The organism is Fulvivirga ulvae, from assembly GCF_021389975.1.
GTDB classification, from domain to species: Bacteria; Bacteroidota; Bacteroidia; order Cytophagales; family Cyclobacteriaceae; genus Fulvivirga; species Fulvivirga ulvae.
In genome coordinates, this window is sequence record NZ_CP089981.1 from 943,446 (window position 1) to 955,694 (window position 12,249).

At 41.1% G+C, this 12,249-nt stretch carries 11 protein-coding genes; 5 read left to right on the forward strand and 6 right to left on the reverse strand.

Annotated features, from left to right (window positions below):
* Positions 1-31 precede the first annotated feature (31 nt).
* Positions 32-538, reverse strand: coding sequence for a DUF4442 domain-containing protein (locus LVD17_RS04055; RefSeq protein WP_233764927.1), 507 nt, complete (start codon positions 536-538; stop codon positions 32-34).
* 772 nt (positions 539-1,310) lie between these two features.
* On the opposite strand from LVD17_RS04055, the gene LVD17_RS04060 reads away from it, so the two are divergent.
* The 4 genes from LVD17_RS04060 to LVD17_RS04075 all read left to right on the forward strand — a co-directional run bounded on the left by LVD17_RS04060 (position 1,311) and on the right by LVD17_RS04075 (position 6,519).
* Positions 1,311-2,438, forward strand: coding sequence for an NAD(P)/FAD-dependent oxidoreductase (locus LVD17_RS04060; RefSeq protein ID WP_233764928.1), 1,128 nt, complete (start codon positions 1,311-1,313; stop codon positions 2,436-2,438).
* Positions 2,439-2,493: 55 nt separating this feature from the next.
* A complete protein-coding gene (gene nhaC / locus LVD17_RS04065) occupies positions 2,494-3,948 on the forward strand; it encodes a Na+/H+ antiporter NhaC (protein WP_233764929.1) in 1,455 nt (484 codons plus the stop codon).
* A gap of 3 nt (positions 3,949-3,951) precedes the next feature.
* Entirely contained in the window at positions 3,952-4,539 is a 588-nt protein-coding gene (locus tag LVD17_RS04070) for a 3'-5' exonuclease (protein WP_233764930.1), read from the forward strand.
* Positions 4,540-4,695: 156 nt separating this feature from the next.
* Positions 4,696-6,519, forward strand: coding sequence for a PAS domain S-box protein (locus LVD17_RS04075; RefSeq protein WP_233764932.1), 1,824 nt, complete (start codon positions 4,696-4,698; stop codon positions 6,517-6,519).
* Positions 6,520-6,586: 67 nt separating this feature from the next.
* On the opposite strand, the gene LVD17_RS04080 is transcribed toward LVD17_RS04075, so the two are convergent.
* Positions 6,587-7,213: an IMPACT family protein gene (locus LVD17_RS04080; RefSeq protein WP_233764934.1), complete on the reverse strand. Its 627-nt coding sequence runs from the start codon at positions 7,211-7,213 to the stop codon at positions 6,587-6,589.
* Entirely contained in the window at positions 7,210-8,100 is an 891-nt protein-coding gene (locus LVD17_RS04085; protein ID WP_233764936.1) for a hypothetical protein, read from the reverse strand. Before LVD17_RS04085 ends, LVD17_RS04080 begins: the two co-directional genes overlap by 4 nt.
* A gap of 126 nt (positions 8,101-8,226) precedes the next feature.
* Here LVD17_RS04085 and LVD17_RS04090 point away from each other — a divergent pair, with 126 nt between their 5' ends.
* Positions 8,227-8,922, forward strand: coding sequence for a head GIN domain-containing protein (locus LVD17_RS04090; protein WP_233764938.1), 696 nt, complete (start codon positions 8,227-8,229; stop codon positions 8,920-8,922).
* 36 nt (positions 8,923-8,958) lie between these two features.
* On the opposite strand, the gene LVD17_RS04095 is transcribed toward LVD17_RS04090, so the two are convergent.
* The 3 genes from LVD17_RS04095 to prfB all read right to left on the reverse strand — a co-directional run bounded on the left by LVD17_RS04095 (position 8,959) and on the right by prfB (position 12,195).
* Positions 8,959-9,648, reverse strand: a complete 690-nt coding sequence (locus tag LVD17_RS04095) for a lysoplasmalogenase (RefSeq protein ID WP_233764940.1) — start codon at positions 9,646-9,648, stop codon at positions 8,959-8,961.
* A gap of 1 nt (position 9,649) precedes the next feature.
* On the reverse strand, positions 9,650-10,843 hold the full coding sequence (locus tag LVD17_RS04100; protein ID WP_233764942.1) for an MFS transporter: 1,194 nt from the start codon (positions 10,841-10,843) through the stop codon (positions 9,650-9,652).
* Positions 10,844-11,099: 256 nt separating this feature from the next.
* Positions 11,100-12,195 (reverse strand): peptide chain release factor 2 gene (gene prfB / locus LVD17_RS04105; protein WP_233764944.1). Its coding sequence is split into 2 segments (ribosomal slippage): positions 11,100-12,134 and positions 12,136-12,195, totalling 1,095 coding nucleotides; the frame shifts between segments, so codons are not numbered across the junction.
* Between the last annotated feature and the right edge of the window lie 54 nt (positions 12,196-12,249).

Sequence of the window (12,249 nt, forward strand, 5' to 3'; positions counted from 1 at the left end):
CCAATTTAACAATTTTTTATAAAAAATTGCTTCAGGCCTTTGTTCTTACTTTGCTCCACGATTTCACCTGCCAGTGCACCTTACCAGTTGTAAGATGGTTACCCTCTTCATCATGGATTTTTATTTCGCAGATCACCACCACCGCCTCACTCGTCTCCAAGGGCTTGTAAATCTGACCATTAAGCCAATCTTCAGTTAAATTAAAAGTGCCGTAGGCTTTCATTTTACCCTGGTAGTGATAATCCATTTCAAGGGTTTTCAATATTATCCGGTATTTCTTCGGATCTAGCCTGGATACCATCAAAAAACCGGTAGTAAACTCTGATAAGGTAGCCAGAGCACATGCATGCAGACCCCGGATATGATTAAAATTTCGCCTTTTGTAAGGCAGTGATGTTTTTATATAATCATCCTTTATTTCTTCTATTTTAAAGCCATGAGGTTTATTGAACGGAATCATTCTGTTTAGTCCCACATTCAGCAGCCACATGTAAAATTTAGAGGTTTTAGCCCGCTCTACTATTTTTTTAGTATCCATGGATATTTACATTAAAATCAAAGGGAGCCAATATAACATTTTACTTCTAAATATAATGTCAAAGAAAATCAAACCTCCTGCTAATGGACTTATTAATTTTTATCCACAGTCAATATTTCATCTTGCTGTTTTATCAGTCACTTAAATTGCCATTATATGATTTCTAACTATCAACATTCTCAATCCACAAAAAGTAAGCACTGACTATGCCAATTAACATAGCCAAAGGCCACCACATAAGATAACCCATAGCAAATTGATAGAAGTCAAACAGCTGAAAATCAAACTTAATTTGGTACAAATAATAAAACAATAAACATGAAAACCCACCCAACAAGCCCATTCTGATGATTCCTATATGAAGAATAAAACACCTAAATCCCTTCCCCTTATAATAATTTCACTTATTATTTTTGTTCATAATTAAAGTCCCATTAATTATTTAAACTGAATTGTTTGCTGCGATTAACTAAAAAGCACCGATATTATCTTTATTATAAAAGTGATTATCATTCCGGTAAGGAAAACTATAAAAAATTCTCTCCAACTCAACTTGTCCCAAGGTACTAAAGGCATACTTTAGATCAATTTCAAATGTTTGAGCCGATTGTCGGCCTGTTGACGATTAGGATATCAAAATATAAAATCAGCTATAAATGGGCACTACACATCAATTCCAATCTCAAACTTAATAAAATCAAAAAACACCTCAATTTATTGTCTAACTACATATATTTGAGGGTCATTAAATCGAGCTTAAACCAATACCTGAATGCTAAGTTTTTGGGAAAAGCAGACTTTCACTGCTTATGATTACGCCGTTGTAGGGAGTGGCATAGTTGGGCTTTCTACAGCTATTTCTATTAAAGAGAAACTGCCCGATGCCTCTGTTGTGGTTTTTGAAAGTGGCCTCCTGCCTACTGGGGCAAGCACCAAAAATGCAGGCTTTGCCTGCTTTGGAAGCATTACTGAGCTGCTTGAAGATATTAAGGTACTTGGGAAGGAACAGGCCCTTGAGCTGGTCATGGAGCGGTACCTCGGCCTGGTAAAACTCAGGGAGCGCCTTGGCGATGAAAATCTTGATTACCATAACTATGGTGGCTATGAGCTTATTCGTGAGCAAGAACTTTACTGTATCGACGAAATAGAAGCCATCAACGACCTGCTAAAAGACGTGTTTGATAAAAAGCCGTTTGAAGAGAACAAATCCCTTATCAGGGATTTTGGTTTTGATCAACAGGTAGTCAAATCGATAATTTACTCCAGGTACGAAGGACAGATCGATACAGGTAAAATGATGAGGAACCTGATCAACATGGCTCAAAAGCTCGAAATCAGGATTTTATCCGGCGCGAGTGTCAGCAAAATTGAAGACAATGGCAAAGATGTTGATCTTGTTGTAGCAGATCAAACCTACGGCCATGTAAACTTCAAGGCCGGTTCGGTAGCCATCTGTACCAATGCTTTTACGAAAAAGTTTTTTGAAGATATTGACATTAACCCGGGCCGTGGTATTGTACTGGTGACAAAACCTGTTGACAGGCTGAAATTTAAGGGTGTTTTCCATTGCGAAAAAGGTTACTACTACTTTCGTAACTATGGCAACAGGGTGATTTTCGGCGGAGGCCGTAACCTGGATTATGAAACTGAAACCACTACGAGTTTTGATATAAATGAGAACATTAAAAGTGAGCTGCTCCGCCAGCTCGATGAGATAATTTTGCCTGACACCCCTTACGAAGTAGATTATTTCTGGGCTGGCATTATGGCTTTCGGCCAAAACAAGCAACCCATAATGAAAAAGCACTCCGACCGCATTTATCTGGGTGCAAGGCTTGGAGGAATGGGAGTAGCTATTGGTAGCCGTATGGGCGAAAAACTTGCGGAAATGATGATCTGAATGCACTAAATCAAAATCTTTTTCTATCTTCGATGCTTTAACCTAAAACTTGCACATGGACAAAACATACAAGCAGCCTTCTTTAATTCTTTCTTTAATACCAATTTTCTTCCTTATTATACTTCTGGCATCGAATGTTTACGTGTTTGAAGGCGATGCTTCTTACGGTCCAAATCAAATGGCGCTTATCTTCGCTGCTGCTCTCGCCGGTGTGCTTTCCCTTAAACTTAACTACTCATGGGACGAAATACTTGACGGTATAGTAAGCAGCATAAGTTCCGCCATGGGTGCTATTTTGATCTTATTGATGATAGGTTCCCTGGCCGGCACCTGGCTGATCAGTGGTGTGGTGCCCGCTATGATCTACTATGGGCTGGAAATCCTTAATCCTACGATCTTCCTTTTTGCAGCATGCATAGTGAGTGCTGTGGTTTCATTAGCTACGGGCAGCTCATGGTCTACCTCTGCCACCATCGGTATCGCACTTATGGGCATTGGCCAGGCATTAGGTATCCATCAGGGTGTTATTGCCGGTGCGGTAATATCAGGGGCTTACTTTGGTGATAAAATGTCTCCGCTATCCGACACCACTAATCTGGCTCCTGCAATGGCCGGAACTGACCTTTTTACTCATATCAGGTATATGGCCCTAACTACAGGCCCTTCCATAATCATCACGCTGATCATTTTCCTGATCTGGGGTTTCAACATTGAGGGTAACACAGCACTGGGTACAGTTAGCAAAGTTCAGGCTGCCATATCCTCCAAATTCGAGATCAACCTGTTTCTTTTTGTAGTGCCGGCGGCTGTAATATTTCTGATCATCAAAAAAGTACCAGCCTTACCAGCGCTGTTAATAGGTACGTTGCTGGCAGCAATATTTGCTCTTATATTTCAACCTCATATTGTACAATCCATCACTGATGCCAAAGAATTCAACTTTGTATCAGCGTATGAAGGCGTAGTGAAATCAATGTTCACAACGGTAAATGTAGAAACTGGTGATAAAATGGTGGACACCTTATTGTCATCAAGCGGAATGGAAGGAATGCTTCCCACAGTATGGCTGATCGTTTGTGCCATGATATTTGGTGGCATTATGGAGCGCAATGGCATGTTAAAAAGACTGGCACAGTCTATCATCAAACTTGCTCACTCAACAGGTTCACTTGTTGCCTCTACAGCAGGCACATGCATTACTTTTAACCTTACAGCTTCTGACCAGTACATAGCCATAGTGGTGCCTGGCAGAATGTTCAGACAGGAATATGAGGACAGGGGCCTGGCACCCGAAAACCTGAGCCGAACGCTGGAAGATTCAGGAACTGTTACCTCGGTACTCATACCATGGAATACCTGCGGTGCTTATCAATCCTCCGTTCTGGGCGTTGCGACTATAGCTTATTTGCCTTTCTGCTTTTTCAATATCATGAGTCCTTTTATGACCATCCTGTTTGCTTACGCTAATATTAAGATCCGTAAGGTGGATCAAACCGAAAAACGAATTTAAAGCATGTATCCGGCCACGATATCCAGTGAAGAAATAAATGAACTTGAGCTTCAGCGATATGAAGGCAGGGTTCATATTATCACTCAGGAAGATCAGATAACCGAAGTCATGAGCAAAGTAAGCAGAGAAAAAGTTGTTGGCTTTGACACTGAAACAAAACCTGCGTTTAAAAAAGGAGAATATAACCATGTGTCTCTGATACAAATAGCTACCTCAAAAGAGGTTTTCCTGATCAGAACTAACCTTACAGGCCTTACCAACGACCTTATTGCATTTCTGTCAAATAAGAAACTATTAAAGATCGGAGTTGCCCTGCGTGACGATATTAAAGACTTAAGAAAATTGAGAGAGTTTACGCCGGGAGGCTTTGTCGAGCTCAATAAGCTGGTAAAAGAAATAGGAATAGAAAGCAACGGGCTCAGAAAACTGGCTGCAATTGTCCTAGGATTCAGGATTTCAAAAAGCGCTCAGATTTCAAATTGGGAAAGTGAAAAGCTGAGCGATAAACAGATTAACTATGCGGCAACAGATGCCTGGGTTTGTATTGAAATGTACCGAGAACTGGAGAGAAAAGGATACTTTAAATATTGACGCACTGCATTAATGAGAAAATTTCCTTTATTTGGAAAATAATCTCAAAATGAACCTCGAATAATGAATAAATATGATTTTATTAAACTTTTTAAGTAAAAAATAGTTTGGCATAATTATTTGTTTAAATTAAAAAATGAAATTTTAAACAACTTTATGTACAAACAAATTCCTCTACTCCCCATCCTCATTGCCGGTTCTGGTATAATTATATCGGTAATTATATACCTTGATCAACCTGTTCACTATACCATAATTTCTACAGCTGTTATTATTCTTTTATTGAGTATACTCACCTTCCGCATACTAAAACGCAGTGAAGAAGTCAAAAGGCGATACGCCTCAAAACTTGAAGCGGAAAATATGCGTGTGGATAAAATGACAACATTTGTCGAAACCATTTCATCTGGTAGTTACACCGCAGACCTTCATTTAAGCACTGAAAATGATGCACTGTTTCAAAAGCTTTTTAAAATGCAGGAAAAGCTACGGTCCACAGCCGACGAGGACCTAAAGCGCAACTGGATGAATACCGGATTGGCTAAATTCGGGGAAATACTTCGTAGTGAAAATGATTTACAAACCCTTTCCGATATTATTATCCGTAACTTGGTGAAATACCTGAACGCCAACCAAGGCGGGTTGTTTGTGGTTGAGGAAGAGAACAATGACCGATACCTTGAACTCAAAGCGGCTTATGCCTACAACAGAAAAAAATTCATAAGCAAAAGGATAAATCCAGGGCAGGGGCTTACCGGGCAGTGCTGGTTGGAAGGGGAGAAAATATTGATGACGGACATTCCTGAGTCTTATGTGAATATAACATCTGGTTTGGGAGAAGCTCTCCCCAAATGCATCCTTATAATACCTTTGAAGGTAAACGATGAAACATATGGAGTGGCAGAACTGGCATCATTTAAAATATTTGAAGAACATGAAATTGATTTTGTAGAAAAACTGGCCGAGAGTATTGCCTCCACCATATCAAATGCAAGGATCAATGTGACCACCAAGGCTCTTTTAGCATCTACTCAGCAACAAGCCGAAGAGCTAAAAGCCCAGGAAGAAGAAATGAGGCAAAACATGGAAGAACTGCAGGCTACACAGGAAGAGATGCAGCGGGTTTCGGCAGAGATGTCTGAACAACTCCGCGTGATCAATGCTACCATAGCCACCATAGAGTTCGATCTATCGGGAATAATTAGAGATGCTAATGAAAACTTCCTGGCTTTGATGGGCTACGGCAAAGAAGAGATCATTGGCCGGCACCACAAAATATTCGTTGCCGCAGAAGAGGCCAATTCTGAGGCCTACGTAAAATTCTGGAAGGAACTATCCTCAGGTCATTCCTTTGATGGTGAATTCAGCAGGGTAACAAAAAAAGGTAATGCCGTATGGATCAAAGGGATGTACAGCCCAATATTGGACAATGCAGGTAATCCTGTAAAAGTAGTGAAGTTCGCCTATGATATAACCAGTGAAAAAGAGCAGCAGGCTAAAATGAAGAAAACCCTCGAGGAAATAACGGCTACGCAGGAAGAGATGCAGAGGATTTCAGGTGAAATGTCAGAACAGCTAAGAGTGATCAACTCCACAATTGCCACAGTTGAATTTGATCTCTCCGGGAAAATTCTGGAGGCCAACAATAACTTCCTGGCTCTTGTCGGCTACAATAAAGATGAGATAATCGATCGCCACCATAGAATATTTGTTGACAAAGAGGAAAGCGAATCCGATGCATATGCTAAATTCTGGGCTACACTCTCAGAAGGAAAATCTTTTAACGGTGAATTCAAAAGATTAACCAGGGATGGTAAAACTATTTGGATAAAGGGGATGTACAGTCCCATTAGAAACAAAGCCCAACAGCCTGTAAAAGTTGTTAAGTTCGCCTACGATATCACCAGGGAAAAAGAACAGCAAGTACAAATGAAGCTTCAAATGGAAGAACTGACAAGATTGAAAAGAGATGAGAATTAATCTGTAACACCGACCAAAAACTATACTCCTGAATTAAACCATAAGGATATTCTGTTTTGCATCCTCCTTAATCTTCAGGGTACTCCATGGTCAATTCATGGCCAGTATCTATGAGAAATTGTATCTTTTCGTCAAGCAGATCGTTCATGCCCACTTTAACTTCTCCTGTCAGCTGGCAATCAGCTCCGAAAACCTGATCAGTAATTTTTATTTCAAAATCGTTGATGAGGCGCATCACTTCATTAGTCGCATCATAAGTGTACCTAAGACTGATGGTACGTGTAATATCCACTTTTTTGATTTGTGCACTATTGAGGGCTTCTTCCGCAGATACTTTGTAGGCATTGATCAATCCGCTTACTCCTAATTTGGTACCTCCGAAATATCGCACCACAACCACCAGTGTATCAGTTAGTTTTTTAGAGTTGATTTGCCCTAATATAGGATCTCCGGCAGAGTGATTGGGCTCACCGTCATCATTAGCCCTGTAAATGTTTCTATCGGCACCTAGTACATAGGCATAACAGTGATGCCGGGCATCATAATATCTTTTTCGAAGCTCGTCCAAACGCTCCTTTATATCTTCCTCAGAGGCTACCGGGTAGGCGAACGCAAGAAATTTGCTCCCCTTCTCTTTGTAAAGCCCTTCCGAAGGTACCGCAATAGTAAGGTAGCTTTCTGCTTTAATGTTCATATCAGAGCTAATATTTCCTGGTATGATATGAAAATAATGGCCAAAACGGCCAAAACCAAACCTACCTGGTTAAGCCTGGAGAATCTTTCTTTAAAAAACGCTACTGATAATCCTGCCGCTAAAACAATAATCCCCACATTGATTAAGGGATATACAATAGCCCCGTCATTACTGAATGCTGAAAGTGAAGTAATAAGAAAGTAAATTGAAAAATAATTGACCACACCCAGTACAGCACCTCCAGCAACACTTATTAATGATAATTTCCTTCTATTACTAATTAATAAGAAAAGTCCAATAACTCCCGCAGACACAAATACAAACATCGGGAAAACAGCAGATTCCCGATCAGTAAGAAAATAATAACTGGTATAGTTAATCGAAGAGTCTATAATGCCTCCAAAAATAAATACCAAAAGCGGCAGAAATAAATCAAAGCCCCTTAACTTATGTGCCTCAATCTTTTTCTCCTTGTACGAGCTCATAAAAATTGCAGCCAGTGCAAGCGCCATACCAGCATAATTTAGCCAGGTGTAAGGCCTCGACTGAATATCGAGTAATAAAATACTGAAAAGTACGGGTATGATAAGCGACATTTTTGCCGAGATAGATGAAACCGTCATACTAAATTTTTGGGTAGTAATGGCCATCAAATAAAATGTGCCTATAAAAACACCTCCAAGTACCATAGCAATGAGAACCCAGGGCTCGTCAATAGTAATACTTTCAAGCACTGAACTATCTCCCATGAAAACTGCCCCGGTAATAACACACGCCACATAGTTAAAAACAATAGCCTGAAAGGTATCCATCTTAAATGTAGAAAATAACCTGAAGCAAATAAATATGCCCACATTCATTAAGACACAAAGTAAAATATCCAGCATACTCTAAAGTTTGGGGGCGCAAAATAAGATATTTTTTCACGTACTTGTAACCTCGCTTTAAAATTTGAGTCTAATTCATGCAACCCGGCCCTGCAATGTGGGTCTTTAGCTAAAAATCTAATAGCAATGACACAGGCAAAAACTACGTTACTTCTTCTGCTCTCATTTTCATGCATTTCATTATTTGCTCAGCAATCTGAAATACGGGAGTTATCATCGTTCAATCAATTATCTTTCAGCACCGCAGGGAAAGTCTACCTGACACAAGGCTCTAATCAGAAAGTAGAACTGAAAGGATCAAAAGAAGTGCTGGAAAAGATAGAAACCGAAGTGCGTGGTGGGCGTCTGATCATAAAAAAAGAAAGCTCAGGATGGTTTAGCTGGTCTGACGACGGCGATCTGGAAGTATATATTACTATACCCGAAATTGAAGAAATCAATATCTCCGGCTCCGGTAAAATATATGGAAAAAACACAATAAAGGCCGGAGATATGGAAATCAGCGTAAGTGGCTCAGGCAGTGTCAATTTAAATGCTACGGTAAGCGACCTGGATCTTTCCATTTCAGGGTCGGGTGAAATTTCCCTCGAAGGCACCGCCAGGTATGTGGATCTCTCAATAAGCGGTTCAGGTAGTTTAGGTGCCGAAGATTTGAAGTCAGATTCATATAAAATAAAAATATCAGGCTCAGGAAGCTGTAAAGTGTTTGCTGAAAAATCTATTGACGCTTCGATCAGTGGAAGTGGTAGCGTTTATTACAAAGGAAGCCCTTCAAATATCAACAGCCATTCATCAGGGAGTGGTAAAGTAAGAAAAATCTAATTTTTCAGGTCAATAACTCAGAGTGTGGAGAGGGTGCTAGAAGGTCGGCACCCTCTTTTTATGTAATAACAATCCCCTTACTATGGTAAACTGCGCAAGGATATATGTAAGCATAATCCAAAACCCAGCAATGGGCAGCGGCTCCATAAATTTATTAATAGCAAGGATGGAGTCTGACATCATGAACAGAACGGCTCCGAAAAATACAAAACCGAAGCTAGACTGAGAGGTATACCCAAAACGGTTAAGCGCAAAAATAGCCATAGCAACAATCACACTGGCATAAATAATAACAGGAACCATCAAATCCCCAAGCTTGGGCAACAAAACATATACCAGGCCGCAACCGGCCAGAACCAGAATAAATACATAGCGTATCCTTTGGGTCGGGAGCAAACTATTTTCCTCATTTTTCCACCGTGCCTTTTTGTAGGTATAAATATAGACCAGATGAGCTACAAGAAAAGACCCCAGCCCCATCATAAAATAGAGTTCACCTCGATCCTGGAACATCAATACCACATCTCCTATCCATGAAAATAACAGGGCCAATAGCCCGAAATTAAGTAGTGAACTCTTCTCAGTGCTGGATACCGCAAAATATATCATCAAAAGCGGCATCAAAAATGGCTTGGAATAGAATGCCAGATCGGCATTTTCAATAATTTGGGAAGTAAGGTTTATCGCAGCAACTATGACAAACAGGATCAGGATAATTTTTCTCACTTTAATTAGTTGTTTGCTGTTTTCTCACCAATTTAATCATTAGAAACAGAAACGCAATAATTGCAAAAAAGCCACCGGTCCAAAAGGTGATCATAAAGTTTTCTGCTTTATTGGCATAGATCCATCCCGAAAGCAGTGCACCCATCATAATGCCAAACTCAAGGGCAATGAAAACGGTGGCCATAGCCTTCCCCCTGTTCTCGTCTTTACAAAGGTCCGCAGTCCAGGCAAATATGGTAGGAGAGTTCATTCCTGTGCCCAGGCCAAAGAGTACTGCACCGGTAAGCAACATAAAAACACTGCCTGCGATACCGACTACAAACATTCCGGCAGCATAGAGTAGGGTAGCAACCAGCAACACCCGTTCACGGCCATATCTGTCTGATGCCTTGCCCGCCAAAATACGTACCAACAGGGATGATACTGTGAAAACCGTGAAAAACACTCCTTTGTTTTCCATGCCCAGATGTTTGCTTAGATCTGGTACAACGGTCAACACCATACCGAAGGAAAATACTGTAAAGAACATAACAATGGACGGGGCTATAACACTTGGATCATAAATTTCATTGCGGTTTATTTTCAGGTGCTCTAACCTGAATTTCTCAGGCTTGGCCAGCGTTTCCTTCATGCCTATGAGTACCAGAATGGAAAGTATGGCCAGTGCTGAGGAGGTATAGAACATTACATCCATAGAGTACCATAGCTTAATCTGGCTCCCGATTGCAGGGCCACTTGCCATACCTATGGTACCAAATACCCCTGAGATACCCAGTGCTTCACCACGTCTCTGATAAGGTACAATATCCGCAACATAAGCTACAGTGCCTGTAGGTTTAAAGCCCGTAGAAAACCCATGTATAAAGCGCAAAGCAAAAAAGCCGGCAACCGTGGTGATCATAGGATAAATAAAGCCGATGACAAAACAGACAGCAGCTCCGATGATCATAACAGGTATCCTTCCTATCCTGTCGGTGAGTTTCCCACTAAATGGCCTGGAAATTAATGCAGTAAGGGTAAATAAGGATATGATCAATCCCTTGTAATCCTCTCCGCCAAGGCTGGTCAGATAATCCGGAAGTTCCGGAATGATCATGTTAAAACTGGCAAAAAATAAATAGGAACTGGCACATAAAAGCCAGAACTGTAAGGTATAGGTGCGTTCTTTTGGGGAGTTAACTGCTTGTGCCTGCATGATGCCCGCAAAACTAACCTAAAAATCAGGATTAGAGGGTAATAATCTGATTTCTAAATCATTTATTATTTAAACTGCCTCCGTGGGCAACTGAACTCAGTAAACATCCAGGGGAGTTCAGTATAACCTTATTTCGCTATCTGCTTTTGGTTGAAGTAAGATTTCATCTGGGACTTTAAAATGTTTGCCCACTATCGTGAATACATAAAAAAAACGCCCCAAATAACTTGGAGCGTTCTTTCAAAGATATTGAATATTACCTGGCCTTTTCCTTCTGCTGTCCGAGCAAAAATGCTTTGATGTAATCGTCAAGGTCTCCATCCAGTACGTTCTGCACATCTGTTCTTTCCACACCTGTACGGGCATCTTTGATCAGCTTGTAAGGATGAAGTACATAATTCCTGATCTGAGAACCGAAATCGATCTTCATCTTTGAACTTTCAATTTTATCACGCTCAGCATTTCGCTTTTCTATCTCCATCTGGTACAAGCGCGATTTCAGCATCTTCATGGCTCGCTCCCGGTTGGCCAACTGCGAACGTTCCACCTGGCAGACAATAACTATACCCGTAGGCTTATGCGTTATCTGCACCTTGGTTTCCACCTTGTTTACGTTCTGTCCACCGGCACCGCCAGACCTTGATGTATGAAACTCAATATCGGCAGGGTTGATCTCAATTTCGATCTCATCGTCCACGATGGGATATACATACACAGAAGCAAATGAAGTATGGCGTCTGCCTCCCGAATCAAACGGAGAGATTCGTACCAAACGGTGTACGCCTATTTCAGCTTTCAGGTTGCCGTAAGCAAACTCGCCATCAAACTCAAGGGTGGCGGATTTTATACCGGCTGTATCCCCGGGCTGGTAGTTGACCTGCTTCACATTATAGCCATGGGACTCGCCCCACATGATGTACATCCGGTTAAGAATGTCAGCCCAGTCCTGGCTTTCTGTTCCACCGGCACCCGGATTAATCTCCAACATGGCGCCGAGCTGGTCTTCTTCACCACTCAGCATCTTCTTAAATTCGAGGTCTTCTACAGCTTTCAGGGTTTTCTCATACTCGCTGTTCATCTCTTCCTCAGCTACCTCGTCGGCTTCATAAAATTCGTTCAGGGTGTCCAGGTCGTCGAGCAGTTGCTTTACTTCTGCAAAGCTGTCTGTCCACATTTTTTTGCTCCTGATCTCTTTAAGTACTTTTTCAGCTTCGTTGGGATCATCCCAGAAACCTGGTTGGGCTGTTACCAGCTCTTCTTCTTTTACTTCTTCTACTTTCTTATCGTAGTCAAAGATACCTCCTCAAGGCTTCTACTCGAGCCTTCAAGTCTTTCAACTCGTCTGTGGTCATGTCAAAATATTTATATAAATGATAGGGCACAAAGCTAAATGAAAAATCGCGACT